The organism is Phytohabitans rumicis (genome assembly GCF_011764445.1).
GTDB classification, from domain to species: domain Bacteria; phylum Actinomycetota; class Actinomycetes; order Mycobacteriales; family Micromonosporaceae; genus Phytohabitans; species Phytohabitans rumicis.
On record NZ_BLPG01000001.1, the window covers coordinates 5,764,386 to 5,789,809 of the forward strand.

The 25,424-nt window shown below is 71.4% G+C and carries 19 protein-coding genes and 2 pseudogenes; 12 read left to right on the forward strand and 9 right to left on the reverse strand.

The window, feature by feature from the left end; translation table 11 throughout:
- Positions 1-38: 38 nt before the first annotated feature.
- Complete coding sequence (locus Prum_RS26240; protein ID WP_173078909.1) at positions 39-2,129, forward strand: putative bifunctional diguanylate cyclase/phosphodiesterase; 2,091 nt, start codon at positions 39-41, stop codon at positions 2,127-2,129.
- On the opposite strand, the gene Prum_RS26245 is transcribed toward Prum_RS26240, so the two are convergent.
- Both Prum_RS26245 and Prum_RS26250 read right to left on the reverse strand, forming a co-directional pair.
- The gene (locus Prum_RS26245) at positions 2,098-2,454 is read right to left on the reverse strand and encodes a hypothetical protein (RefSeq protein ID WP_173078910.1); all 357 of its coding nucleotides are present in this window, start codon (positions 2,452-2,454) and stop codon (positions 2,098-2,100) included. The two genes, Prum_RS26240 and Prum_RS26245, sit on opposite strands and share 32 nt — an antisense overlap.
- Before the next feature lie 4 nt (positions 2,455-2,458).
- Positions 2,459-3,178, reverse strand: a complete 720-nt coding sequence (locus Prum_RS26250) for an SURF1 family cytochrome oxidase biogenesis protein (protein ID WP_173078911.1) — start codon at positions 3,176-3,178, stop codon at positions 2,459-2,461.
- Between the two features lie 68 nt (positions 3,179-3,246).
- On the opposite strand from Prum_RS26250, the gene Prum_RS26255 reads away from it, so the two are divergent.
- Together Prum_RS26255 and Prum_RS26260 are read left to right on the forward strand one after the other, a co-directional pair.
- Positions 3,247-4,689 carry a cobyrinic acid a,c-diamide synthase CobB gene (locus tag Prum_RS26255; RefSeq protein WP_173078912.1) on the forward strand — a complete coding sequence of 481 codons (1,443 nt, stop codon included), beginning with the start codon at positions 3,247-3,249 and terminating at the stop codon, positions 4,687-4,689.
- Positions 4,690-4,827: 138 nt separating this feature from the next.
- A complete protein-coding gene (locus tag Prum_RS26260) occupies positions 4,828-5,397 on the forward strand; it encodes a GNAT family N-acetyltransferase (RefSeq protein WP_173078913.1) in 570 nt (189 codons plus the stop codon).
- Positions 5,398-5,976: 579 nt separating this feature from the next.
- On the opposite strand, the pseudogene Prum_RS26265 reads toward Prum_RS26260, so the two are convergent.
- Positions 5,977-8,103, reverse strand: a pseudogene (locus Prum_RS26265) (transglycosylase domain-containing protein); the annotation flags it as partial.
- A gap of 83 nt (positions 8,104-8,186) precedes the next feature.
- Between Prum_RS26265 and cobC the strand changes: the two are divergent.
- From cobC to cobA, 3 genes and pseudogenes are all read left to right on the forward strand, one after another.
- Positions 8,187-9,209 carry an Rv2231c family histidinol phosphate aminotransferase CobC gene (gene cobC / locus Prum_RS26270; RefSeq protein ID WP_246278105.1) on the forward strand — a complete coding sequence of 341 codons (1,023 nt, stop codon included), beginning with the start codon at positions 8,187-8,189 and terminating at the stop codon, positions 9,207-9,209.
- On the forward strand, positions 9,209-10,246 hold the full coding sequence (cobT, locus tag Prum_RS26275) for a nicotinate-nucleotide--dimethylbenzimidazole phosphoribosyltransferase (RefSeq protein WP_173078916.1): 1,038 nt from the start codon (positions 9,209-9,211) through the stop codon (positions 10,244-10,246). The genes cobC and cobT overlap by 1 nt, the downstream gene beginning before the upstream one ends.
- Positions 10,243-11,474, forward strand: a pseudogene (cobA, locus tag Prum_RS48850) (uroporphyrinogen-III C-methyltransferase). The gene cobT and the pseudogene cobA overlap by 4 nt, the downstream one beginning before the upstream one ends.
- On the opposite strand, the gene otsB reads toward cobA, so the two are convergent.
- Complete coding sequence (gene otsB / locus Prum_RS26280; protein ID WP_173078917.1) at positions 11,471-14,032, reverse strand: trehalose-phosphatase; 2,562 nt, start codon at positions 14,030-14,032, stop codon at positions 11,471-11,473. The pseudogene cobA and the gene otsB overlap by 4 nt on opposite strands.
- 5 nt (positions 14,033-14,037) lie before the next feature.
- On the reverse strand, positions 14,038-15,432 hold the full coding sequence (locus Prum_RS26285) for an alpha,alpha-trehalose-phosphate synthase (UDP-forming) (protein WP_173078918.1): 1,395 nt from the start codon (positions 15,430-15,432) through the stop codon (positions 14,038-14,040).
- An 85-nt stretch (positions 15,433-15,517) separates the two neighbouring features.
- Here Prum_RS26285 and Prum_RS26290 point away from each other — a divergent pair, with 85 nt between their 5' ends.
- The 5 genes from Prum_RS26290 (at position 15,518) to Prum_RS26310 (ending at position 20,185) form a co-directional block, all read left to right on the forward strand.
- Complete coding sequence (locus Prum_RS26290; RefSeq protein ID WP_173078919.1) at positions 15,518-16,021, forward strand: hypothetical protein; 504 nt, start codon at positions 15,518-15,520, stop codon at positions 16,019-16,021.
- Between the two features lie 719 nt (positions 16,022-16,740).
- Positions 16,741-18,417, forward strand: coding sequence for an energy-dependent translational throttle protein EttA (gene ettA, locus Prum_RS26295; RefSeq protein WP_173078920.1), 1,677 nt, complete (start codon positions 16,741-16,743; stop codon positions 18,415-18,417).
- Positions 18,410-18,811, forward strand: a complete 402-nt coding sequence (locus tag Prum_RS26300) for an acyl-CoA thioesterase (RefSeq protein WP_173078921.1) — start codon at positions 18,410-18,412, stop codon at positions 18,809-18,811. The genes ettA and Prum_RS26300 overlap by 8 nt, the downstream gene beginning before the upstream one ends.
- Positions 18,811-19,458 (forward strand): DUF8185 domain-containing protein, encoded by a 648-nt coding sequence (locus Prum_RS26305; protein ID WP_173078922.1) that lies wholly within the window; start codon positions 18,811-18,813, stop codon positions 19,456-19,458. Before Prum_RS26300 ends, Prum_RS26305 begins: the two co-directional genes overlap by 1 nt.
- A 130-nt stretch (positions 19,459-19,588) precedes the next feature.
- The gene (locus tag Prum_RS26310) at positions 19,589-20,185 is read left to right on the forward strand and encodes a type III secretion system chaperone family protein (RefSeq protein WP_173078923.1); all 597 of its coding nucleotides are present in this window, start codon (positions 19,589-19,591) and stop codon (positions 20,183-20,185) included.
- On the opposite strand, the gene Prum_RS26315 is transcribed toward Prum_RS26310, so the two are convergent.
- The 4 genes from Prum_RS26315 to Prum_RS26330 form a co-directional block, all read right to left on the reverse strand.
- Positions 20,180-21,427 (reverse strand): PKD domain containing protein, encoded by a 1,248-nt coding sequence (locus tag Prum_RS26315; protein ID WP_173078924.1) that lies wholly within the window; start codon positions 21,425-21,427, stop codon positions 20,180-20,182. The two genes, Prum_RS26310 and Prum_RS26315, sit on opposite strands and share 6 nt — an antisense overlap.
- Positions 21,428-21,497: 70 nt before the next feature.
- Positions 21,498-21,902 carry a globin gene (locus tag Prum_RS26320; protein ID WP_173078925.1) on the reverse strand — a complete coding sequence of 135 codons (405 nt, stop codon included), beginning with the start codon at positions 21,900-21,902 and terminating at the stop codon, positions 21,498-21,500.
- The gene (locus Prum_RS26325; protein WP_173078926.1) at positions 21,899-23,275 is read right to left on the reverse strand and encodes an MFS transporter; all 1,377 of its coding nucleotides are present in this window, start codon (positions 23,273-23,275) and stop codon (positions 21,899-21,901) included. The genes Prum_RS26320 and Prum_RS26325 overlap by 4 nt, the downstream gene beginning before the upstream one ends.
- Before the next feature lie 245 nt (positions 23,276-23,520).
- Entirely contained in the window at positions 23,521-24,597 is a 1,077-nt protein-coding gene (locus Prum_RS26330) for a mechanosensitive ion channel family protein (RefSeq protein WP_173078927.1), read from the reverse strand.
- Between the two features lie 225 nt (positions 24,598-24,822).
- Here Prum_RS26330 and Prum_RS26335 point away from each other — a divergent pair, with 225 nt between their 5' ends.
- Entirely contained in the window at positions 24,823-25,350 is a 528-nt protein-coding gene (locus Prum_RS26335; protein WP_173078928.1) for an HNH endonuclease, read from the forward strand.
- The last annotated feature ends 74 nt before the right edge of the window (positions 25,351-25,424 follow it).

The following is a 25,424-nucleotide window of genomic DNA, read 5'->3' on the forward strand; positions in this document are numbered from 1 at the left end:
TCCACGCAACGGTGTTTTGCACCTATGCTGATGGCTAAATGTGCCCGCCTGCCCGAAAGGCGCCCGTGCTCTCCGCCGAGCAGCTCGCCCATCACTGGGCCCGGGCCATCGCCTGGACCAGCTTCGTGTCGATGACGACACCGGAGCTGGCCGTGCACCTGACCGGGCCGGCCGGGCGCTTTCTCGACGCGCTGACCGCCGACGAGCCCGACGGCCGGGTCGCCCACGAGATCGGCGGCGCGCTGGTCGCGGCGCACTTCACCCAGCCCACGTCGCTCGACCGCACCCTGGTCGTGCTCGGCGAGCACCTCGGGCCGTACGCCGAGGAGCTGGGTCGCGGCCCGCGGCTCGGGTTCCTGCAGGGGGCGCTGGCCGCCGGGTACGCCCAGGCGCTGCGCGAGCGCACCCTCGCCGAGCAGGAGGACATCTACGCGGCGGCGATGGCGGCCCGGCTCGAAGCCGACGAGGCGCGCTGGGCCAGCGAGGCGCGCTTCCAGGCGGTGTTCTCGGAGGCCGCGATCGGCATCGGCATCGCCGCCCTCGACGGCCGCCTGCTGGAGGTCAACCGGGCGCTGTGTGAGATGTTCGGCTACACCCGCGACGAGTTCCTGGACACGCCGGCCAACGACCTCCTCGACCTGGCCGGGCTGAGGCGCGGCGATCACTTCCGGGTGGAGAAGTCGTACCGCCGGCGGGACGGCGGCCAGATCTGGGCCGACCTGGTGTTCTCGGTGATCCGGGGCAAGGACGGCGCCCCGCGTTACACGGTCGCCATGGTCGAAGATGTCACCGAGCGCCGCCACCTCCAGTCCCAGCTGCGCCACCAGGCCCTGCACGACCCGCTCACCGACCTGCCCAACCGCACGCTCTTCTTCGAGCGGCTGGGCGCCGCGCTGGACAGCGCCGACACGGACGCCCGGGTCGGCGTCTGCTACCTGGACCTCGACGGATTCAAGGCCATCAACGACACGCTGGGCCACGACGTGGGCGACCAGCTGCTGTGTACGGTGGCCAGCCGGCTCGCGTTCCGGCTCGCCCCGCGCCTGGTGGCCCGGATGGGCGGCGACGAGTTCGTGGTGCTCGTCGAGCGGGTGAGCGGCACCGCCGCCCTGGTGGAGGTCGCTGAGGACGCCCTCGCCGCGGTACGGGAGCCGGTGCACCTCGGCGGGCACGTGCTCAACGTCTCGGCGAGCGTGGGCGTGGTGGACCGGCCGGTGGGCGGCACCGACACGGCCGAGCTGATGAAGGCCGCCGACACCACGCTCTACTGGGCCAAGGCCGACGGGCGGGACCGGTGTGCGGTCTTCGACGCCGAGCGGCACGCCTCCGACGTCAGCCGGTACCAGCTGTCCGGCCAGCTGCCCGAGGCGCTGGCCCGGGGCGAGTTTTTTGTGGAGTACCAACCGTTGGTGCGCCTCGATGACGGCGTGCTCACCGGCACCGAGGCGCTGGTCCGGTGGCGCCATCCGGACCTCGGGGTGGTCGGCCCCAACGACTTCATCGAGCTGGCCGAGGAGACCGGGGCGATCGGGCAGCTGGGCCGATGGGTGCTGACGCAGGCGTGCCGGCAGGCCCGGATCTGGCGTGGCACGCACCCCGACCAGCAGCTGCTGATCAGCGTCAACATCGCCGTCCGCCAGGTGCGGGACGCCGGGTTCGTCGACGCGGTCAAGGAGGTGCTCGCCGAGACGGAACTCGAGCCGAGCGCGCTGCAGCTGGAAGTGACCGAGAGTTCCGTGATGGGCAGCGCCGGGCAGCCGCTGCGCACCCTGCACGCACTCGCCGACCTGGGCGTACGCATCGCGATCGACGACTTCGGCACCGGCTACAGCAACCTGGCGTACCTGCGCGACCTGCCGGTGCACGCGCTGAAGCTGGCCGGAAGGTTCATGTCCGGGCTGCGTTCGCCGGGCGGGCCCGACCAGGTCGACCAGGAGATCCTGTCGGCGGTCATCGGGCTCGCCCACAAGCTGAAGCTCACCGTGATCGCCGAGGGCGTGGAGACGTCCGGACAGGCGGACGCGCTCCGCGAGTTGGGCTGCGACACGGCGCAGGGCTGGCACTTCGGCAGGGCGGTGCCGCCCGCGGAGTTTCCGATCAGAGGGCCGCTAGGGAACGCACGTAGTTGACCTGCTGGTGGATCTGCAGCACCTGCGCCTCGGCGGTCACCGGGATCCGGGCGACGTACTGCCGGGGGCCGTTGGTCACCGTCACCTGCACCGTGCCCCGGTAGACCGTCTGCTTCACCAGCAGGAAGAACAGGCTGAACACGGTCAGCACGCAGAAGCCCAGGATCGCCGCCACGATCGCCCAGGTCGGCGTCTTCTGCTCGGTCTGCCAGTAGTCCGACACCTGCCAGCTCGACTGCGCGAGCGGGATCTCGCCGGCGGGCGTACGCACGGTCGTCGGGGTTACCGCGATCTCGCCGATGAGCGCGACGACCGTGTCAGACATGCCATCACACTAATGCCCGGTCCCGCTCGTCCTTAGGGTGCGCCTCCCGGTACGCCACCCAGCCGAACCCGGCCACCGCCAGCGCGGCGAACAGCCACCACTGCACCACGTACCCGGCGTTCTGCCAGGAGTTCTCGTGCTCGATCGGTATCGCGGTCAGGCCCGCTGCCGGGTCCTCGGCGAGCAGGTACGCGCCGTACAGCGGGTAGGGCAGCTCCTCGGCGAGCCGGGCGATGCCGATCCGGCGTACCTCGATGCGGCCCGCGCGCCGGATCACCGAGTCCGGCCGGCTCTCCGACTCGTGCACCCGGCCGACCACGGTCACCTCGCCCGTGGGCGCGGCCGGCACCTGTGGCGTCGCGACCGCCCCGCCCGGCGCCGGCGGCACCCAGCCCCGGTCGACCAGCACCGCCGAGCCGTCCGCCCGGACCAGCGGGGTCACCACCTCGAAGCCGACCTTGCCGTCGACCGTGCGGCCACGTACCAGGATCTCGTTCGCGGTGTCGTAGCGGCCGGTGGCGGTGACCCGGGTCCATGCCTGCGGCGGTGTCGCCGGCAGCGGCGCCGCCGTACCGCCGGTCGCCGCGTCGATGCGGTGGTTGACCGCGCTGCGCTGCTCGTACCGGTGCAACTGCCAGTTACCCAGCAGCACCATCACCGTGGCCGCCACGCCGATGAGGGCGGCGAAGGCCAGCCAGCGGGGGGTGAGCAGGAACCGGTACACAGCACGAGGCTACCCGTGTGATCTCAGGCACTACGCTAGTGCCCGGCCGTAAGTGGGAGGAGCCGACGATGACCGCTGTACCGCGCTTGGTGGTGAGCGCGCCGTCGTCCGGGCACGGCAAGACCGCCGTGGCCGTCGGCCTCCTCTCCGCGTTCGCCGCGCGCAATATGCGCGCCGCCGGCTTCAAGATCGGCCCGGACCACACCGACGCCGCGTACCTGGGCCTGGCCGCCGGACGCCCCGGCCGCAACCTCGACCCCCGGCTGGTCGGCGCGCCGCGCGTCGCGCCGCTCTTCGTCCACGGCGCGAACGGCGCCGACATCGCGGTCGTCGAGGGCACGATGGGCCTGTTCGACAGCCTCACCGGCCGCGCCGACACGCACTCCACCGCCGGCGTCGCCAGCGCGCTGCGCGCACCGGTCATCCTGGTCGTCGACGTGGGCGCGATGGGCCAGTCGGTCGCCGCGGTGGTGCACGGCTTCCGCGCGTACGACGAGATGCTGTGGCTCGGCGGCGTGATCCTGAACAGGGTCGCCTCCGAACGCCACGAGCAGCTCCTGCGCGAGGCGCTCGACGACATCGGCGTGCCCGTCTTCGGTGCGCTGCGCCGCCGCGACCTGCCCGCCGCCCTGCCCTCGCGGCACGACGGCGTGGTGCCCGTCGTACACCGCAGCGTCGAGGCCGCCCGCGGCGTGCGCCGCCTGGGCGAGGGCATCGCCGGCGCCGTCGACATGGAACGCCTGCTCGCGCTGGCGCGCTCCGCACCCCAACTCGCGGTCGAGCCCTGGTCCGCGCGCGGAGAAACCCCCGCCGTGGCGGTCGGCCGCCGTCCGGTCGTCGCCCTCGCCGGCGGTCCGACCACCTCTTATTCGTACGCGGAGACGGCTGAACTTCTTACGGCGGCGCGCGCCCTGGTGGTGCCGATCGACCCCCTCCGCGACGAACAGCTCCCGGAAAACACGGACGCCCTGGTGGTGGGCGGTGGGCTGCCCGAGTCGTTCGCCGAGGAGCTGTCCGCCAACCGTCGACTGTGTACGGAGGTGGCCGCGCTCGCCCTGGCCGGCAAGCCGGTGATCGCCGAGGGGGCGGGCCTGCTGTGGCTGGCCCGCGAGTACGACGGCCGGCCCATGTGCGGCGTGATCGACGCCACCGGCATGACCACCGACCAGATGATCGTGGGGTACCGCGAGGCGACCGCCCGGGCCTCGACGCCGGTGGCGCAGCTCGGCACCCGGATGGTCGGCTACAAGCAGCACCGCGGCGTGGTCAACCCGCGGGCCGGGCAGTCGCCCGCGTGGACCTGGGGCGGCAGCTCGCCGGAGGGCTTCGTGTCCCGGCGGGTGCACGCGTCCCAGCTCATGCTGCACTGGGCCGGCGCCCCGGAGATCGCCCACCGCCTGGTGGCCGCCGCCGCCCGCCCGCCGCCCCGGCACCGCCACCCGCACCGGTCTCGCCCGCCGCGCCCCCGGTACCGGCCGACGCGACGTCAAACAGCCCCACCGGCGAGGTGAACGCGTGAGCTCGCACCCTGCCCTCTTCCCAAAAGGGCAGCCCTTTTGGGTCGGAACTCTGAAAAGGGCTCCCGTATACCGCGCCACACGACAACAGGGCTGCCCTTTTGGGGTTAGGTCCAGGGGAGGCGCGAGCCGATGAGCGGACACGTTGCGGTGCGGCGGTTTCCGTCGTTGACCGTGTCGACGCCGCGCGTGCACGTACGTCCGGCGGAGTTCGGCGACGCCAAGGCGGTCACCGAGATCTTCGTGGACAAGCAGACCCAGCGCTGGCTGCCCTTTCCGAAGGAGTACGGGCAGATCGAGGGCGGCGCGTGGTGCACCGAGATGGCCCAGGAGCGGCGGGACAGCGGCAACGGCGACCACTACGCCGTCGTACGGCGGGAGGACGACCGGCTGATCGGCTGCCTGTGGACCAAGCGCACCGACTGGGTGGGCCGGGTGACCGAGGTGGCGTACGCGATCGCGGCCGACACCCGCGGCTTCGGGGTGGCCGCCGAGGCGGTTGACGCGCTGGCGATCGCGCTGCTGCTGGAGCACGACTTCCAGCGGGTCGAGCTGCGGGTGGCGCCCGGCAACACGGCGTCCCGGCGGGTGGCCGAGAAGGCCGGCTTCACGTACGAAGGGCTGCTACGCAACGCCGGCCACGTCCACAGCGGTCGCGTCGACCTGGAGGTCTGGTCCCTGGTCCGGGCCGACGTCAGCTAACCCCGCCCGCGCTTCGCCGCGCTTGGTCGTGCTCGTGCTTCGCCGCGCGTCGTCGATCAAGGGCTCGCTCGTCGATCAAGGGCATATGGTCGTGCTTTGATCTCCGATCCACGACCGTATGCCCTTGATCGGCGGGGAAAGCCTTGATCGGCGCGGCAAGTGGCGCTGCGGCGCGCCGCCCCTCGCCTGCCCGTCGCGCCGGGCTTGAGTGGGTCCCGGGTTCGGGTAGCGGTCGAGGGCAATGTCCCCCGACGTCGCCTACCCCGGAGAGCGCGGCGCCACCCGAGCAGCGTGGGACCCGTGAGTAGGGGTCCCCTCCTGGGGACCCGGCCGTGAGTGGGGCGCCCCTGTACAGCTCGGCGCGGGTATGGGGGCGCCCTACTCACGTCGCGGCCACCAATAGGGGACCCCTACTGGAGCTCAACCCCCACGCCTTACCCGCCCCGCCGGTCAAGGGATTCGGCGTCGATCAAGGGCAAACGGTCGTGGTTTGGAGATCAAAGCACGACCATATGCCCTTGATCGACGGCAAGGGGGCAGGGCGGGGAGAGGGGCACTGTTAGCGGAGGATGGAGCGGGGGGTGGGGTGAAGGTGCGCTTTGGCTGACCGCGCAACGCGTCTCTCAGGGTTTCGGCGACGGAGTTGATGGGCTTGAGGGACTGCCAGTCGCCTACCGCGTTCTTCGGGTAGTCCGGGTCGGCGATGAAGCTGGCCGCGGCCAGGTCGGGCGTGAACCCGACGAACCAGGCGGCCCGGGTGCTGTCCGTGGTGCCCGTCTTGCCGGCCACCGGACGGTTCACGATGCCGTACACGCCGGGCGCGGTGGACCAGCCGCCGCAGGAGCCGCGTGCCGCCCCGTACCCGGTGACGCAGCGCGCGGCGTCGGCGGCGGCGCGGGCGACGGCCGGGGTGACCGCCTGCTTGCAGCGCGACCGCGCCACGTCGGTGCCGTTGTACTGGGCCTGGGAGCCGTCCGGCAGCGCGATGGACAGCACCGGCAGCGGCTCGCAGTACTTGCCGTCGGCGGCGACCGTGGCGTACGCGCCGGCCATCTCCAGCGGCGTCACGTCGGACACGCCGAGGGTGAAGGCGCCCCAGCCCTTGGCCTTCTTCGGCGACGCCTGGAGCCGGTCGATGTCGGTGCGCCAGCGCAGGCCCAGCCGCTCGGCCATGCGGACCGCCTTGTCGGCGCCCACCTTCTGCTCGAGCTGGACGAAGTAGGTGTTGACCGACTTGCCGAAGCCGGACCACATGGCGTGCCGGCCGGTCATCGAGCCGCTGGCGTTGACCGGGCACCATCGGCTGCCGCAGCTGCCCGGTTCGCCCGGTCCGGCCAGGTACTGCGACACGTACCGCTGCGGGGCGTAGAAGGACGTCGACATCGGCATCCCGGCGTCCAGCGCGGCCAGCATCGTGAACATCTTGAACGTCGATCCGGCCTGGTAGCCGGGCATGTCGCCGCCGCCGAGCAGCGGGTTGACGGTGTTCGGGTAGTTACCCTTCTTCCGGCCGTTCTTGTACGGGTCGGAGTGCGAGCCGTTGCCCTTCTGGTCCAGCGAGTACGTCCGGTTGACCGCCATCGCCTTGAGCAGGCCGGTGCCGGGCTGGATCGCCACCAGGCCGAGCGCGAACCGGCTGCGCTTGCCCTCCTTCTCGGCGATGTGCCGCTGCGCGATCGACTGCACCTTGGGGTCGAGCGAGGTGACGATGCGGTAGCCGCCGCGGCGGAGCCGGTCCTCGCGTTCCTGCGGGTTGCCGCCGAACGCCTTCTGCTCGTTCCACCAGGTCTTGAAGAAGTCGCAGAAGAAGCCCCAGTTGTTGTACCGGGACGGCACGGAGATGCAGTCGTTGGCCGGGGTGGTGAGGCGGAGCTTGATCGGTTCGGCCTTTGCCTTCGCGGCGTTGGCGGGCGTGACGTAGCGCAGGTCGACCATCCGGTCGATGACGTAGTTGCGGCGCTCCGTGGCGGCCCGCTTGTCCTTGCTCGCCGGGTCGTACGCGGACGGCGCCTTGACCAGGCCGGCGAGCGTGGCCGCCTCGACGATCGTGAGGTCCTTGGGCGCCTTGGAGAAGAAGACCTGCGCGGCGGCGAAGATGCCGTACGCCCGGTGCCCGAAGTACGCCGAGTTGAGGTAGCGCTCCAGGATCTCCTTCTTGGTGAGCTTCTTCTCCAGCTCGACCGAGATGCGCATCTCCCGGACCTTCCGCTTGCTCGTCTGCTCGGTCGCCTCCTGCACCTCAAGCGGCGTGCGGGCGCTGTCCCGCAGCGCCATGCGCACGTACTGCATGGTCAGCGTGGACGCGCCCTGCTGCACCTCGCCGCCCTGGTGGTTGGCCACGAACGCGCGCGCGATGCCCTTGGCGTCCACGCCGTTGTGCTGGTAGAAGCGCGAGTCCTCGGAGGCGATGATGGCCTGCTGGATGTTCGGCGACATCTCGTCGATCGGCGTGTACTTGCGATGTTCCTCGTAGAACATCGTGATGAGCGTCTTGCCGTCCGCCGCGTACACGTAGGTGGTCTGGGCCGGCGGCTGCACGTCGAGCACCGACGGCACCTTGCCCACCAGGTCGGCGGTCGCCTTCGCGCCCAGCCCACCCACCGCGGCGATGGGATATGACACCCCGGCGACGATGACGCCGGCGATGAGGCCGGCGCGGAGGAGGGGCGCGAGTCGACTGGTTGCGGAGAGTACGCGCGTCATCACTAGACAAAGGTAGGACAAAGGACGAAATGAGATGATCTAAAGCGCCAAAACTTGCCGGCCTCCTTTGCTAGATGATTGATCGCGTGGATCTCGGTTTTCATGGTGACGCGGAAGTTGGGGCCGGGCTCGTCGACCTCGCGGTCAACGTGCGCCAGGCACCCATGCCGCCGTGGCTCGCCGAGCCGATCACGGCCACGCTCGCCGACCTCGCGGCGTACCCCGATCCTGGTCCGGCGCGCGCCGCGGTGGCCGCCCGGCATGGCCGCCCGGCCGACGAGGTGCTGCTCACCGCCGGTGCGGCGCAAGGGTTCGTGCTGCTCGCCCAGGCGTTGCGCGGGGCGCACCGCGCGGTCGTCGTGCATCCGCAGTTCACCGAGCCGGAGTTGGCGCTGCGCAACGCCGGCGTGGACGTCACGCGCGTGATCCTGCCGGAGTCGCAGGGCTTCGCGCTGGACCCGGCGCTGGTCCCGGACGACGCCGACCTCGTCGTCATCGGCAACCCCACCAATCCCACGTCCGTCCTGCACCCGGCCGCGCAGGTCGCGGCGCTCGCGCGTACCGGCCGGGTGCTGGTGGTCGACGAGGCGTTCGCGGACACGACCGGCGAGGCCGAGTCGCTGGCCGGGCGCCGTGACCTGCCCGGGCTCGTCGTCGTGCGCAGCCTCACCAAGACGTGGGGCCTGGCGGGACTGCGCATCGGCTACCTGCTGGGCGCGCCCGACCTGCTGGCGCGGCTGTCCGCCGTACAACCGCTGTGGGCCGTCTCGACGCCGGCGCTCGCCGCGGCGGCCGCGTGCGCGAGCCCGGTCGCCGTGGCCGCGGAGCGCGAGATCGCCGCGCGGCTGGCCGCCGACCGCGACCACCTGGTGGCCGCGCTGCGCGGCCTGCCCGGCGTCGCGGTCGCGGGACGACCGGCCAGCTCGTTCGTCCTGGTCCGCTTGAAGGACGCGGTCCGCGTCCGGCTGGCCTTGCGTGAGCAGGGGTACGCGGTGCGGCGCGGCGACACGTTCCCAGGGCTGGGCGCCGACTGGCTGCGTATCGCGGTGCGAGACACTGCCACCACCGACGGTTTTGTGGCGACCCTGGCGAAGATAGTGGAGGCGTGATGATCGACGGCATTGGTCCGCTGGACGAGGGCGCGATGTCCGCCGCCCGGGCGCTGCACGCGCGGCTGACCAAGCCCGCGGGCTCGTTGGGCGCGCTGGAGGAGCTCTCGGTACGCCTCGCGGGCCTCGCCGGGCAGTGCCCGCCGCCGTTGCCTGAGCCGGCGGCGGTCGCCGTGTTCGCGGGCGACCACGGCGTGCACGCCCAGGGGGTCACGCCGTGGCCGCAGGAGGTCACCGGTCAGATGGTGGCGAACTTCCTGTCCGGCGGGGCGGTCGTCAACGCGTTCGCCCGGCAGGTCGGCGCGTCGGTGACCGTGGTCGACGTGGGCGTCTTGGAAGACCTGGGCGAGGGGCCGGGACTGATCGCGGCGAAGGTGCGTGCCGGTACCCGGGACATGACCACCGAGCCGGCGCTCACCCGCGACGAGGTGTCCGCCGCGCTGGAGGCCGGCGCGCGGGTCGCGTTCCGGCTGGTGGACGAGGGCGCGCGGGCGCTGCTCACCGGCGACATGGGCATCGCCAACACGACGCCCGCGGCCGCCTTGATCGCGGCGTTCACCGGGGCGGAGCCCGAGGCGGTCACCGGCCGCGGCACGGGCATCGACGACTACACGTACGCCCGCAAGGTGGCCGTGGTGCGCGCGGCGCTGGCCCACCACACGCTCGACCCCGCCGACCCGGTCGGTGTGCTCGCCGCGGTGGGCGGCCTGGAGCACGCCGCGATCGCCGGCTTCATCCTCGGCGGGGCCTCCCGGCGCGTACCCGTGATCCTCGATGGGGTGATCGCGGCGTCGGCGGCGCTCGCCGCGGCGGCGCTCGCGCCCGACGCGGTCGGCGCGATGGTGGCCGGCCACCGCTCGGCCGAGCCGGGCGCGACGGTGGCGCTCGCCCACCTCGGCCTGGAACCCCTCATCGACCTGGGCATGCGGCTCGGCGAGGGCACCGGGGCGGTGCTGGCGCTGCCGATCGTGGCGAGCGCGGTGCGCGTGCTGCACGAGGTGGCGACGTTCGACTCGGCAGGGGTATCCGAAAAATGAACCTGTATCCGCTCGCGTTGCGCCTGGAGGGGCGCCGGGTGCTGGTGGTCGGCGGCGGCGCGGTCGCCAGCCGGCGGGTGCCCGCGCTGCTGGATGCGGGCGCCCGGGTGGTGCTGGTCAGCCCTCATCTCACGCCGGCCCTGCGCGCCCTGGTCGACGCCGGCCGGGTGCACTGGGCGGAGCGGCGCTTCGAGGCGTCCGATGTAGACGGTGCATGGCTGGTCCAGGTGGCGGTGAACGACCCGTTCGCGGCCGCCGCGGTCAGCGCGGCCGCCCTGGAACGGCGGGTCTTCTGCGTACGTGCCGACGACCGGCACGCGGCCACGGCGTGGACGCCCGCGGTGACCCGGCACGGGCCGGTGACGGTCGCCGTCACGGCCGGGGGCGACCCGCCTCGGGCGGTGGTGATCCGGGACGCGATCCGGGAAGGGCTGCTGGACGGGACGCTGCCGGGCTGCGCGACGCCTGAATTCACCGGCGCGGCGGCGCCGGCCGGCGAGGTGGTCAGCGGCGGCCGGGTCGTCCTGGTCGGCGCCGGGCCCGGCGACCCCGAGCTGATCACGATCAAGGGGCGGCGGCTGCTGGCCGAGGCCGACGTGGTGGTCGCCGACCGGCTGGTGCCCGGGCTGCTGCTGGACGAGCTACGCCCCGAGGTCGAGCTGGTGGACGCGTCGAAGATCCCGTACGGGCCGGCGAAGGCGCAGGAGGAGATCAACCGGATCCTCGTGGAGCGGGCCAGCGCCGGCCTCAAGGTCGTACGGCTCAAGGGCGGCGACCCGTACGTCTTCGGGCGCGGCGGCGAGGAGGCCATCGCGTGCGCCGAGGCGGGCGTGCCGGTGACCGTCGTACCAGGGGTGAGCAGCTCGATCGCGGCGCCCGCGGTGGCCGGCATCCCGGTGACGCACCGCGGCGTGGCGCACGAGTTCACCGTGGTCAGCGGGCACGTCGCGCCGGACGACCCGACGTCGCTGGTCGACTGGCCGGCGCTGGCCCGGATGCGGGGCACGCTCGTCGTACTGATGGGCCTGAAGAACCTGCCGAAGATCGCCGCGACCCTGCTGGCGCACGGCCGAGCCCCGGACACGCCGGCCGCGGTGGTCCAGGAGGGCACGACGGGCGCCCAGCGCGTGGTCCGCACCACGTTGGGCTCTGTTGCCGACGACGCGGCCACTTTCCGACCCCCGCGATCGTCGTCGTCGGCGAGGTCGTCGGCATACTCCCGGGTTAGGAGTCCAGGAGGAGGGCGCAGCGGATCAGGCCCAGGTGGGAGTACGCCTGGGGATGGTTGCCCAGGCCGCGCTCGGCCAGCGGGTCGTACTGCTCGGGCAGCAGGCCGGTCGGGCCCGCCGTGTCCAGCATCTGCTGGAAGAGCTCCTCGGCGTCGCCGCGCCGGCCGGTGCGCAGGTACGCCTCGATCAGCCACGCCGTGCACACGTGGAAGCCGCCCTCCCGCCCCGGCAGGCCGTCGTCCCAGCGGTACCGGTAGACGACCGGGCCGCTGCGCAGGTCGGCCTCGACCTTGAGCACGGTGGCCAGGAAGCGCGGGTCGTCGTCCGGCAGCAGCCCGGACAGGCCGATCCACAGGCTGGAGGCGTCCATCTCGTCGTCCCCGTACGCCACCGTGTACGCGCCGGCGCCGTCGTGCCAGCCGTGCTCCAGGACGTTGTGGCCGATCCGTTCGCGCAGCTCCACCCAGTCGGGTCGGGCGTGCCGGCCGGCGCCGTGGGTGCGCAGCACCTGAAGCGCCCGGTCGACGGTCATCCAGCACATGACCTTGGAGTACACGTGGTGCCGGGGTGGCAGGCGCGCCTCCCACAGCCCGTGGTCGGGCTCGTGCCAGCGCCGTTCGACGGCTTGGACCATCGCCTCCAGCACCCGCCACTCGTCCGGGCGCACCGAGCCGCGGACGTCGGCCACCGCGGCGAGCAGGTCTGCCACCGGCCCGAACACGTCGAGCTGGAGCTGGTGGTTGGCGAGGTTGCCGACGCGTACCGGGCGGGAGCCGGCCCACCCGGGCAGCGTCTCGATGACCGCCTCGGCGCCCAGCTCGTATCCCTCCACGGTGTAGAGCGGGTGCAGCCGTTCCGGGTGGCCGCCGGTGCGCTCGACGCAGCCGTCCACCCAGCGCAGGAACGCCTCGGCCTCGTCGATCGAGCCCAGGTCGACCAGCGCGCGGGCGGTCATCGCGGCGTCGCGCAGCCAGCAGTACCGGTAGTCCCAGTTGCGTACCCCGCCGACCTCCTCGGGCAGCGAGGTGGTCGCGGCCGCGAGGATGCCGCCGGTGACGTCGTTGCACAGCCCGCGCAGCGTCAGCGCCGAGCGCAGCACCAGGTCGCGGGCCACCGACGGCAGCCGCAGGCCGGCCGCCCACTCCCGCCACGGCTGCTCGGCCGCCTCTTGGCGTTCCCGCACGGGTACGGCGTGCCGCGCCAGGCTTTGCGACCCGAACCGCAGTTCCAGCGCCAAGGGCCCGTCGGCTGTGGACAGGTCGAACACCGCCCGAGCGGTGTCGTAGTTGCCGTCGGTCGTCACGTCCCAGTCCACGCCGGGCGCGTAGAGCGAGACCGGCTCGTTGGAGCCCAGCACGAGCAAGCCGTCGCCGAGATGCTGCAACCGCACCCCCACCTGCCCGAACTCCGGTCGCGGGGCGAACTCCAGCCGCACCCGGCCGTGCCCGGACAGCACGCGTACGAGGGTGGAGTCGCCGTCCTTCTCCGGCGTGGCCAGCCAGTCCGTGACGGTGAGCCCGGACCAGCGCGTCTCCACCGTCATCGTGCCGGACCGGTAGCGCTGCCCCAGCGGGATGCCACCCTTGTCCGGGGCGACGGTGAAGTGCCCGGCCGGGTTGCCGCCCAGCAGGTCGGCGAAGAGCGCCGCCGAGTCCGCCCGCGGGTGGCACAGCCAGGTCACCTTCGCCTCGGGGGTGAGCAGCGCGACGGTACGGCGGTTGGCCAGCATCGAGTGCCGCTCGATCGGGACGGCCCGCTCGCCGAAGAGCCAGGTGCGCCGGATCTGCAGGAGCAGGGCCAGCATCCGGGCGGCCTCGATCGGCTCGGCGACGCGGTATGCCGCCGCCGTCCCGCCCGGCCCGATCTTGACGCCCACGTCGGGGCCGTGCAGCCGGGCGAACGCCTCCTCGTCGGTGATGTCGTCGCCGATCACCAGCGCCGCGCTCGCCGACATCTGGGTACGCAGCTGGTCGATCGCGGCGCCCTTGTTGGTGGGCAGCACGGACAGCTCCATGACCTGCCGGCCGTTGGTGACGGTCACCTCGGGCCAGACCGCCGGCCCGGTGCGGAGCGCGTCGACGACCCGCTCGGCGACGTCGGCCTCGGCCGCCCGGTAGTGCACCGCCACGCTCGCCGGCTTCGCCTCCAGACGTACCCCGGCCTGGCCCTTGACGATCTCGCGGACCGCGGTCTGCAGCCGCGTGCGGACCTCGACCAGCTCGGGCGCCAGGCGCTCCACGAAGCCGATGTCGAACTCGGACCCGTGGCTGCCGACCAGATGCACCTCGGAGGGCAGCCGGGACAGCGCGGCCAGGTCACGCAGTGCGCGGCCGGAGACCACCGCGACCGTGGTCTGCGGCAGCGCGGCGAGCGCGCGGATCGCCGCCACCGCCTCCGGCAGGGGCACGGCCTTCGTCGGGTCGACGACGAACGGCGCGAGCGTGCCGTCGTAGTCGCACGCGATCAGCAGGTTCGGCACCCGGGCGATGCGGCCGATGGCGGAACGCAGATCCGGGTCGATCTCGCCGACCGTGCGGTGGTCAAGGTCGAGGACCATGAGGCTCACTGTGCCTCAGGCACGCCCAATTCGTTGAGGAATGAGCGAGCCCAGTGGCCGACGTCATGGGTACGCAGATGGCGCTGCATGATGCGCATCCGGCGGCGCGCCTCCACGCTGTCGACGTGGGCGGCCCGCAGGAGCGCGTCCTTGAGCCCCTCCGGGTCGTGCGGGTTGCACAGGAACGCCTGGCGCATCTCGGCCGCGGCCCCGGCGAACTCGCTGAGCACCAGCGAGCCGCCGGTGTCCGAGCGCGACGCCACGTACTCCTTGGCGACCAGGTTCATGCCGTCGCGCAGCGGGGTCACCATCATCACGTCCGAGGCGCAGTAGAGCGCGGCCAGCTCGCTCCGGCTGTACGACTGGTGCAGGTAGTGCACAGCGGGCACGCCCACCCGCCCGAACTCCCCGTTGATCCGGCCGACCTCGCGCTCCACCTTCACCCGCAGCGCCTGGTAGTGCTCGACCCGCTCCCGGCTCGGCGTCGCCACCTGCACCATGACCGCCTCCGGCACGCTCAGCTTGCCGTCCGCCAGCAGCTCCCGGAACGCCTTGAGCCGCCGCTCGATGCCCTTGGTGTAGTCGAGCCGGTCGACGCCCAGCACCACCGTCTTCGGGTCGCCCAGCTCGGCCCGGATCTGCTTGGCCCGGGCCTGCACCATCGGGTCGGCCGCCATCCGCTCCATCTCGGCCACGTCGATCGAGATCGGGAACGCGCCGGCCTTGACCCGCCGGCCGTCCACCTCGATCGTCTGCCCCTCGTACCGCAGCCCGAGCAGGTGTCGCGCCAGCCGGACGAAGTTTTGCGCGGCGAGCCGCTGCTGGAACCCGACCAGGTCGGCGCCGAGCAGCCCGCGCAGCACCTCGGCGCGCAGCGGCATCTGCATGAAGAGCTCGATCGGCGGGAACGGGATGTGCAGGAAGAACCCGATCCGCAGGTCGGGGCGCAGCTCGCGGAGCATCGCCGGCACCAGCTGCAGCTGGTAGTCCTGCACCCAGACCGTCGCGCCGTCCGCCGCCACTTCCGCGGCCGCCTCGGCGAAGCGGGCATTCACGATGCGGTACGCCTCGCGCCAGCGCCGCTTGTAGACCGGCGTCTCGACAGCGTCGTGGTAGAGCGGCCAGATCGTGGCGTTGGACTGGCCCTCGTAGTACCGCTCCAGCTCCTCCGCGCTCAGCGCCACCGGGTGCAGCCGGATGCCTTCCAGGTCAAAGGGCTCGGGCGCCTCGCCGACGCCACCCGCCCAGCCGACCCAGGTGCCCTTGTGCTGGGCGAGTACCGGGTGGAGCGCGGTAACCAGACCACCGGGGCTGCGCCGCCACTGGCGCCCCTCTGGTGTGATCACCTCGTCGACAGGTAGGCGGTTGGCGACAACGACGAACGAACTTCGAACCGTCACGCTCCGTACACCTCCGGTGTCAACGGGTCCCAGGCAGAGCCTACTTGTCCGGAGTTTCGTTGCCGCGTCGTGGGAGGCTGGAACCGTGTCCGACCCGTCACAAGCCCGTCCCCGCATCGTCGGGCCGCTGCTGATCGCCCTCGTCCTCCTCGCGGTGATCGGCGGGTCGGTGGGCTTCATCCTCGCCATGACCGGCGACTCGTCGCCCCCACGTTCGTCACCTTCATCGCCTTCGTACTCTCCATCCCCTTCGTCCACCCCTGCGGCGCGTTGCCCGGCTTCCACGGAGGAGTTGGCCGGCCGCGAGCTGACCCAGGTGCTGTACCTGCGTACCGCCCTGTCCGAGGTGTGGATCTGCGCCGACGCGGACGGGACCCTCTTCTACCAGGGCCACGCCGGGCAGCCCGGTGAGGAGCTCGTCGACAAGGAGAACGCCCTCTTCCTCACCGATGTCGAGCAGACCGACTACGGCTACCGCGCCCGCAACTCGGCCGGCGGGACCACGACCGAGTACCGCGTGTCGCCCGACGAGCTGATCATCCAACCGCCCAAGGGCTCGACGGAGACCCAGCCCGCGGTGGAGTCGTAGCGAGACATTCAAGGGTGGTGAGATCCTGGCGGGGTGCGATGGCCCCCCAGCGTCCGCGTCCAGGTGATCGTCACCGCCATCCTGCTGGCCCTCATCGGCGCCAGCATCGGCTACCTCCTAGGCGCCGGCTGAGCACCCGCCGCTCCTTGGTCCGTGCGTGTCTCTTTGTGCGTGGCGTTACGCCCCAGTAGGGGACCCCTATTGGGCGTCGCGCCGTGAGAAGGGTGCCCCCTATACCTCTCTGGACGGGCAAAGGGGACCCCTGCTCACGCCGCGCGTCCCAAGAGGGGTCCCCTCTTGGGACGTAGCGATCACATAGATCTTGGTAAATTACCGTCGCTCTGGCGACGGTTAGCTACCAAGATCTACCAAGTTGGCTGCGGCATATCGCCCCACTGGGTTGTGGCTTTGAGTGCTTAGAGCGGATCTTGGTCAGTCGTCACGCTCATGAGGTGGGTGCCACGCGGCGTCCGCCAACCGGCCCCGCCCAGCTCTGTCGATCAAGGACTTTCGCGCGGATCAAGGGCATGTGGCCGTGGTTTGGAGATCAAAGCACGACCGTTTGTTCTTGATCGACGGGCGAGGCGGCGGCGAGGCCGCGGCGCGGGCGGCGGGAGGGGGAGCGGGGGGATGTGCGGGGTGGGTGTTGGACCTGTCAGGATTGACGGTGGCGTTCGCCGGAACAAAGACAGCAAGACCCATTGGAGGTAGGCCGCACCGTGGCCCAGTTCATCTACGTCCTGGAAAAGGCGCGCAAGGCGCACGGCGACAAGGTCGTGCTGGACAACGTGACGCTGAGCTTCCTGCCGGGCGCCAAGATCGGTGTGGTCGGCCCGAACGGCGCCGGCAAGTCCAGCCTGCTCAAGATCATGGCGGGGCTCGACCGGCCCAGCAACGGGGAGGCCCGGCTCATGCCCGGGTACACCGTCGGTCTGCTGGCGCAGGAGCCGAGGCTCAACGAAGCGAAGACCGTGCTCGGCAACATCGAAGAGGCGGTCGCGGAGACCAAGGCCCAGCTGGAGCGGTTCAACAAGATCGCCGAGCAGATGGCCACCGACTACTCCGACGAGCTGATGGAGGAGATGGGCAAGCTCCAGGAGGAGCTCGACCACGCCGACGCGTGGGACATCGACTCCAAGCTGGAGCTGGCGATGGACGCGCTGCGCTGCCCGGCGCCGGACGCCGACGTGACCCTGCTCTCCGGTGGTGAGCGGCGCCGGGTCGCGCTCTGCAAGCTGCTGCTGGAGGCGCCGGACCTGCTGCTGCTCGACGAGCCCACCAACCACCTGGACGCGGAGAGCGTGCAGTGGCTGGAGCAGCACCTCGCCAAGTACGCCGGCACGGTGCTGGCGATCACCCACGACCGGTACTTCCTGGACAACGTGGCCGGCTGGATCCTGGAGCTGGACCGCGGCCGGGCGATCGGGTACGAGGGCAACTACTCGACGTACCTGGAGAAGAAGGCCCTCCGCCTCTCCGTCGAGGGGCGCAAGGACGCCAAGATGAAGAAGCGCCTCTCCGAGGAACTGGACTGGGTGCGCTCGAACGCCAAGGCCCGGCAGACCAAGTCGCGGGCCCGCCTGGACCGGTACGAGGAGATGGCCACCGAGGCGGAGAAGACCCGCAAGCTCGACTTCGAGGAGATCCAGATCCCGCCGGGCCCGCGCCTGGGCAACACGGTGATCGAGGCGCAGCACCTGGTCAAGGGGTTCGACGACCGGGTGCTGATCGGCGATCTGTCGTTCTCGCTGCCGCGCAACGGCATCGTCGGCATCATCGGCCCGAACGGTGTGGGAAAGACCACCCTCTTCAAGACGATCGTGGGGATGGAGCAGCCCGACGACGGCACGGTGAAGGTCGGCGAGACGGTCAAGTTGTCCTATGTGGACCAGAACCGGGAGGGTCTGTCCGGTGACAAGACCGTCTGGGAGCTCGTCTCCGACGGGCTCGACCACCTGATGGTGGGCAAGGTCGAGATGCCGTCCCGGGCGTACGTGGCGGCGTTCGGCTTCAAGGGTCCAGACCAGCAGAAGCCGACCAAGGTGCTCTCCGGCGGCGAGCGCAACCGGCTCAACCTCGCGCTGACGCTGAAGATCGGCGGCAACGTGATCCTGCTCGACGAGCCGACCAACGACCTGGACGTGGAGACGCTGTCCAGCCTGGAGAACGCGCTGCTGGAGTTCCCCGGCTGTGCGGTGGTCATCTCCCACGACCGGATGTTCCTGGACCGGGTGGCCACGCACATCCTGGCCTGGGAGGGCGACGACGAGAACCCGTCGAAGTGGTTCTGGTTCGAGGGCAACTTCGAGGCGTACGAGAAGAACAAGATCGACCGGCTCGGCGCGGAAGCTGCCCGGCCGCACCGGGTCACCTACCGCAAGCTGACACGTGACTGACCGCTTTATCTACCACTGCGCGTTGCGATGGTCCGACATGGATGCGTACGGACATGTCAACAACGCGCGGTTCCTCACGCTTTACGAGGAGGCCCGGGTGGCGATGATGTTCCTCGCCGCCCGGGAGGTCGGGATCACCTCTCTGGAAGAGGGCGTGATCATCGCCCGTCACGAGATCGACTACCTGCGTCCGATCGACTACGGAGACCCGGTACGGATCGAGTCGTGGATCGAGGACATCCGGGCGGCCCGGTTCACGGTGGCGTACGAGCTGTTCGACGGCGACGCGGTGGCCAGCCGGGCCCGGTCGGTGTGCGCCCCGTACAACCTGCGTGAGCAGCGCCCTCGCCGGCTCAGCGACGCGGAGCGGAGCTTCCTGAGCGGGTACGCGTGATGTTCGACACCCAGGACGCCGGCGCCTTCCTGGCCCGACTCACCCGGCTCGACCCGCACGCGGTGGTACGGCTGAAGCGGGTGGCCGACGACCGCACCGCGCTCTGGGCGAGGCTGCCGTGGGCGGTGCTCGCAAGCCGTACCGTCGCGGGTGCCGGACCGGACGACGCGACCGTGTCCGCCGCGGACCTGCTGGCCGAGATCGGCCGGGGCGGCGACGCGCTGCCGGAGCGGCGCGACCAGGGGTGGCGGTGGCCGTTGCCGCCGGCCGGGGCCCGGGTCGTGGAGAGCCTGCCCGCGACGGACCTGCGCCGCATCGCGGCGGCGGCCGCGGGCACCCTGCGGGCCGCCAGCGAGCACGGCGTCGGCGGCCGGCCGGTGGGCGAGCGAGCGGTGCGCGACGCCCTGCTGGATCACGTCGCGATCGTGGTCACCACCGGTGGCATGCGCGTGGAGGTGCCGCAACGGCTCGTCCAAGGCGTCGCACGGATGGGGTTCCTGGGCCGTTCGGACCAGGCTGAGGGTGAAACGGTGCGCGTACAAACGGTCGGCCGATGGGTCGGATTGGCCGCACCATATGGCGTTGCGTGGCTACTTCCCGTGAGTCAATTCGCGGTACGACCAGCCGTGGCTCGTACGAAGAGTTGATGGCGAATCATCTTTCTGGTTTGGTGGGGTGGTTGGGGGATGCCGTAGCCCGGCTGTCCGGGTACCGTCGTGCGTCGGGTCCAACGCAACGTAGGCAAGTGGATCCGCTGGGGAGTGAGGTGCACAAGCGATGCCGTGGTGGCAATGGCGCCCGGGTCACACCGGTGGCGGAGAGCCGGAGACCGGAAGCGGTATCCGCGGCGTACAGCGCAGTACGGTACGCCGCGTAAACGTGCCGTCGCAGCGCGAAGGCGAGCAGGTGAGCAGCGCGGGCGATGTGTCCACTTTGGACGACGATATCCCCGTCAAGGTCGCCCCGGTCACGCTGCGCCGCATCGGCGACGCCCTGGACCTGCTGGATGTGCGCTACCTCGCCGACGGCGACGGGAGCCTGCTGGCCATGTGGGAGCGGCACGCGGTGCTCTTCACGCTGGAGGGCCCCGACGACGAGATCCTGGTCATGCGGGCCCGCCCCCACTCCACCGTGCCGCCGGACTGGGCGGATCGGGCCTATCGCGTGGTCAACGAGTGGAACCACACCCGGCGCTTCTGCAAGGCGTACGTGGGTGACCCGACCGAGCGCGGCATGTTGCCGATCTACGCCGAGCTGCAGGTGCCGCTGAGCTCCGGCGCGCACGACGCGCTGGTCGTGGAGCTGCTCGACTGCGGCGCGGCGGTCGCCACCTCCTTCGTGGACTGGCTCCACGACGAAGGAGCCCTTCTATAGAGGGAACATTCCTAGGCGGCCGTGGTACTCGCCGCCCAGGCGTTCGGTGTCCGACCCCACCCACAGGCCGCTGGCGGTGGCGAGGAAGGCGCGCACGCCCACCCCCCGACTGCGGGTCGGATTCCAGGCCAGCGCCTTTCCGGTACGCGGGTCGATCGCCCCGATGCCCGGCCGCTCGACCGCTCCCGGGCCGGCCGACTTGTTGCCGTGCGGGTTGTCCAGCCACTGTTGGTGGCCGCCGACGTACACCGCGCTGCCGGTCACCGCGACTGCGAGCAGGGTGTTGCCGCCGGTGTGGTTGACCCAGGCCGGGGCGTGCCGCCCCGCGCCGGCGGTCGAAAAGCGTGCCGCCGTGTCGCACATCTGCGTCGGCCCGGAGCCGTTTCCGGTGGTCACCACCACGAAGTACGACCCGTCGGGGGCGAAGTCGACCGCGCGCAGGTAGGTGTCGTAGGTGCCGTTGCAGGTCGGGCGGTAGGCGTCGGTGTACCAGTTCGCGACGACCGCGTGCGGTCCGCCGGTGTCGAGGAGCACGAGCTGGGCCCGGGGTACGCCCGCGACGTGGCTGATCGCGCCAGCCACCACGAGCCGGCGGCCGTCCGGGGTGAGGGCGAAGTCTTCGACCTTGGGCCGGGTGGCCTCGGCTGCGGCGAGGCGGGCGTCGAAGCCGGCGTCCACCGCGCCAGTGCCGGCGTCGAGGCGGGCGAGAGCCGCCCGGGGCACCCGGTTGACGGCGCTGAACGTACCCCCGGCGTAAAGCCATCGGCCGGCGGCGGCCAAGGCCCGGACGTCGCCCCAGTTGACGCTGGCCGAAAAGCCCGGCGTCCGCGCGCCGTTGCCCAGCGAGAGGCGGGCCAGGCCGCGCTGCGCGGCCCCGTTCACGGAACGGAACGCGCCGCCGGCGTAGACGGTGCCGTCGGCGCCCGGGGCGAGCGCGTAGACGGGACCGTCCAGGTAGGGCGCGAAGGAGCGGAGGGCGCCGGTGCGGGCGTCGAAGGCGAAGAGGTAGTCGCGCCGGTAGCGGAAGCCACGGTTGTTGGCCACGACGGAGAAGTCCCCGCCGACCACGACGGTGTCGCCGACCACGGTGATCGCGTGCACGGTGCCGTCGAGCACGTGCGGGGACCAGTCGACCGGGTCGGCGGACACCACGGTCGGCTGGGCGACCTGGGCAACGGCGGGCACGACGCCGGCGACCGCGGCGGCGGCCACGGCGGCGACGGCGAAGAGGCGGCGGCGCATGCGCGTACTCCCTCGGCGGATGGGCGTTGGGTACGCGTTGACCAACGACCGAGGGCCGCCCGGGGGTGCGTTATGCGGTATTCAACCCATTTGCCGGGCCCGGCTCGTCCATGGTGTTGACCATGAAGTACGCCGCCCGCTCCAGGTAGTCCCACAGCGTGGTGTGCAGATCGGCGGGCAGGTCGAGGCTGTCCACGGCGTGCCGCATGTGCGCCAGCCAGGCGTCCCGCTCGTCCGGACCGACCCGGAACGACGCGTGCCGCATCCGCAGGCGCGGGTGCCCCCGCTGGGCGGAGTACGTGTTGGGCCCGCCCCAGTACTGGATCAGGAAGAGAGTCAGTCGCTCGGCCGCCGGCCCGAGGTCTTCCTCGGGGTACAGCGGGCGGAGCACGGGATCGGTGGCCACCCCCGCGTAGAACTCGTCGACCAGCTTGCGAAAGGTCGGTTCGCCACCGACCGCGTCGAAGAAGTTCACCGCTCTATCTTGCCAGGCAGCCGGAGCCGCTCGACGATCTTGGAGGTCTCGCCCTGGTTCGCGCCGTTCTGGTGTACCGGGATGTCGATGCGGGAGGCGTCCGCCGGCTGGGTGTGGGTGGCCACCGCCACCGCGGCGTTGAACCGGTCGGCGCGCGGCCACTGGGTGCAGGCGAGCAGGATCAGGCCGACGCCGGCGAGGCTCCACAGCCCGACCACCGTGGGGATCGAGTTGTGCTCGGCCAGCAGGCCGGTGGCCAGCACGGCCGCGCCCTGCATCACCTGGGTGCCGCTCTGCATCACCCCGAACGCGCGGGCCCGGAACCCGTGCGGGAGCGCCTGGACGAAGAGGCCGTTGGCGGCGGGCATCATGCCGGCGACGGCGAACCCGCAGACCCCCGCCATGACCGCGATGCCCACGGCGGACGGGCCGAGCAGCGCGGGCACCAGCGACAGCGGCGCGAGGACCGCGAACGGCCGGATCAGGGCGCGCCGCAGGTCCGGGCGGATCAGCCGGGCGGTGACGAGGCCGCCGATGATGAAGCCGGCTGGGCTCGCGGCCATGATGAGCGCCTGGGAGATGCCCCGCTGCGCCTCCGAGTCGGACAGTGAGGTCGCCCACGCGGCCGCGAGGCCCTCGGGCACGACCGCGAAGAGCATGGCGGCGAACACCAGGACCGCGATCGAGCGCAGCACCGGCGTCTGGAAGACCATCCGGAAGCCGTCCGCGGTCTCCCGGAGCAGGTGGCTGCGGTGCGCCTTGGTCATGGCGGACGGGCGCGCGCGTACCCCCAGGCGGATCAGCACCGCGGACGCGGCGTAGGTGGACGCGTCGATGGCCAGGGCCAGGCGCGGGTTGACGGCCGCGATGCCCGCGCCCGCCACGTAGCCCAGGACCTGCGCGGCCTGCCCGGTGGTGAGGTTGACAGACAGGCCCACGACCAGCCGGTCGCCGCCGAGGATCAACGGCAGCAGCGCCGAGCGTGCGGCCTGCGACGGCGGGCTGGCCAGCGTGTTCAGGAAGATCACGACGAGTACGACGGGGGCCGGCAGCGGGAGGAGCGCGATCGTGCCGACGAGCGTCATCCGGACCAGGTCACAGGTGACCATCACCGTCCGGTACGGGTAGCGCTCGGCCATCGTGGCCAGCAGCGGGCCGCCCAGCAACCACGGTAGGTAGCTGACCGCGAACGCGGCCGCGGACATCGCCACCGACTTGGTCTGGTCGTAGACCAGCACGGTGAGTGCCGCCTTCGCCAGGTAGTCGCCTAGCCAGGACAGCGTGCTGGCGAGGTATACCGCGCGATACTCGGGCTGGCCGAACACCTCACGGAACGTGGCCTGCCGTTCGGCGGCGTGTGCCTCGTCGGACACCGGGGGCCTCCATCGTCCGCACCGACGGCCACTTTTGATGGCGGCCGGCGGGAACGCCTAACTAGACGGAAAGGCGAGGTTGTCGTGACGCTCCGCCATGGAGCTATTCACGAATTCTGCCCGATCGTCTGACATCTGGCTAGGGCGAACGGTTGGTCCGTCGCCTCTCCGACTGAACGAACGGACGATACCTGACTGTCCGCGCGGTGCGCGACCCATTCCCTCTTCGGTGTCGGTTGCCCGACTTAGGTAGCACCTCCGCGCGTGTCGCCCTCGCCGTTGGGAGCCGCCGGCCGCGGGTACATCCGGGTCGCGGCGATCCGCGCGGTGATGCCGGCCTCGTCGAGCGCCTCGGTGAGCCGGCGCCGCAGCTCACGCCCCACCTCGAACTGGCCGTCGGCGGTCGTCTTGACGATCGTCCGGATGACCGCGCCGTCCACGGTGATCTGCTCCACACCCAGCACGTCCGGCGGCTCGACGAGGTTCGCCGCCAGGTCGGCGTCCTCGGCCACGGACGCCGCCGCGGCACGCATCACCGAGGTGGCCTCCTCGACGCCGGCGAATCCGATCGGCATGTCGATGATCACCATGGCCCAGCCCTGGCTCTTGTTGCCGACCCGGATGATCTCGCCGTTGCGGATGTACCAGAGGACGCCCCGGCCGTCGCGCACCGTGGTGATGCGCAGCCCGACCGCCTCCACGACGCCCGTCGCCTCGCCGAGGTCGACGGTGTCGCCGACGCCGTACTGGTCCTCCAGCAGCATGAAGATGCCGGAGAGCACGTCCTTGACCAGCGACTGTGCGCCGAAGCCGAGCGCCACGCCGGCGATACCGGCGCTGGCGATCAGGGGCGCCAGGTTGAAGTTCAGCTCGCTGAGGATCAGCAGCCCGGCGATCGCGAAGACGACCGCGGTCACCGTGCTGCGCAGCACCGATCCGATCGCCTCGGCCCGCTGGCGGCGCCGCTCGGGCACCACCGCGGTCGGGTCGGCCGGGGCGCTCGGGATCCGCTCGCGCAGCGGCTTGAGGATGGTCGGCACGCTGGTGTTGGTCGACGTCCGGACCAGCCGCTTGATGGTGCGGTGCAAGATCCACCGGATCAGCAGGGCGATCGCGAAGATCAGCAGGATGCGCAGCGGCTTGACGAAGATCCAGAAGCTGCTCTCCGCGAGCCAGGGTATGCCGGTCCAGTCGAACACCTGCTGGCACAGGGCGTCCGCGCTGCAGTCCGCCCCTACGGTCGGGGACGGGTCGGGGGTCGGCTGGGCGAGGAGAGCGGCAATCACGTTTGCCTTCGTACCGCACGGCGATCGTGCCGGCATGCCCGGGTCCGCCCCCGTGGCTAACCCGACAGAACAGGTCATCTTGCCGCACGTCACCGAAGCTTCATGAGAGAGGCTCCGAATAGTACGTGCAATTCAGTTACCCATCGGGGACTATTGGCGCACGGACGTCGGTGATCCGCCGACGTCGGCCGCGGTCACCGACGGCCCGCGGCGTGCTGGCTGACAGGGAGCTGGTCTGCACGACCTGGAGAGGTGAGCGCGATGCCTGACATACGACCGACGGTGGGCTCCGGCGCATTGGTCCTAAATGCCACCTACGAGCCGCTGTGTGTCGTGTCAGTGCGAAGAGCCGCGATCCTCGTCCTATCCGCCAAAGCCGTGTGCGTCGCCGACGGCGAGGGCATCCTGCACAGCGTCCGGCGCCAGTTGCCGGTCCCGTCCGTCGTGCGCCTGACCCGGTACGTGCGGGTGCCGTACCGCAGCCACGTCGGGCTCTCCCGGCGGGCCATCTTCGCCCGGGACGGCTGGCGCTGCGCGTACTGCCGCGGCCCGGCCGAGACGATCGACCACGTGTTCCCGCGCAGTCGCGGTGGTCGGCACGCCTGGGAGAACGTGGTGGCCGCCTGCGCCCGGTGCAACCACACCAAAGGCGACAAGACGCCCGCTGAGCTGGGGTGGCGGCTGCACGCGTTGCCCGGCGCACCCAAAGGAATGGCCTGGCGGGTACTCGGCCACCGCGCGCCGGACCCACGCTGGGCCGACTGGCTCGATCTCCCCGAAGCGGCCTAGGCGCCGCTTTCTTCGTCTCCGGGTTTAGGAAGGGCACCTTGTTATCGCTTTTTGCATAGCAAGGTGCCCTTCCT

Excerpts from the sequence above, each read along its gene's own strand:
- cobT (WP_173078916.1), top strand. The coding sequence starts at position 9,209 with ATGATCGACGGCATTGGTCCGCTGGACGAGGGCGCGATGTCCGCCGCC.
- Prum_RS26240 (WP_173078909.1), top strand. The coding sequence starts at position 39 with ATGTGCCCGCCTGCCCGAAAGGCGCCCGTGCTCTCCGCCGAGCAGCTC.
- Prum_RS26305 (WP_173078922.1), top strand. The coding sequence starts at position 18,811 with ATGTTCGACACCCAGGACGCCGGCGCCTTCCTGGCCCGACTCACCCGG.
- Prum_RS26330 (WP_173078927.1), bottom strand. The coding sequence starts at position 24,597 with ATGCCGGCACGATCGCCGTGCGGTACGAAGGCAAACGTGATTGCCGCT.
- Prum_RS26315 (WP_173078924.1), bottom strand. The coding sequence starts at position 21,427 with ATGCGCCGCCGCCTCTTCGCCGTCGCCGCCGTGGCCGCCGCCGCGGTC.
- Prum_RS26245 (WP_173078910.1), bottom strand. The coding sequence starts at position 2,454 with ATGTCTGACACGGTCGTCGCGCTCATCGGCGAGATCGCGGTAACCCCG.
- otsB (WP_173078917.1), bottom strand. The coding sequence starts at position 14,032 with ATGGTCCTCGACCTTGACCACCGCACGGTCGGCGAGATCGACCCGGAT.
- Prum_RS26310 (WP_173078923.1), top strand. The coding sequence starts at position 19,589 with ATGCCGTGGTGGCAATGGCGCCCGGGTCACACCGGTGGCGGAGAGCCG.
- Prum_RS26260 (WP_173078913.1), top strand. The coding sequence starts at position 4,828 with ATGAGCGGACACGTTGCGGTGCGGCGGTTTCCGTCGTTGACCGTGTCG.
- Prum_RS26255 (WP_173078912.1), top strand. The coding sequence starts at position 3,247 with ATGACCGCTGTACCGCGCTTGGTGGTGAGCGCGCCGTCGTCCGGGCAC.
- Prum_RS26335 (WP_173078928.1), top strand. The coding sequence starts at position 24,823 with ATGCCTGACATACGACCGACGGTGGGCTCCGGCGCATTGGTCCTAAAT.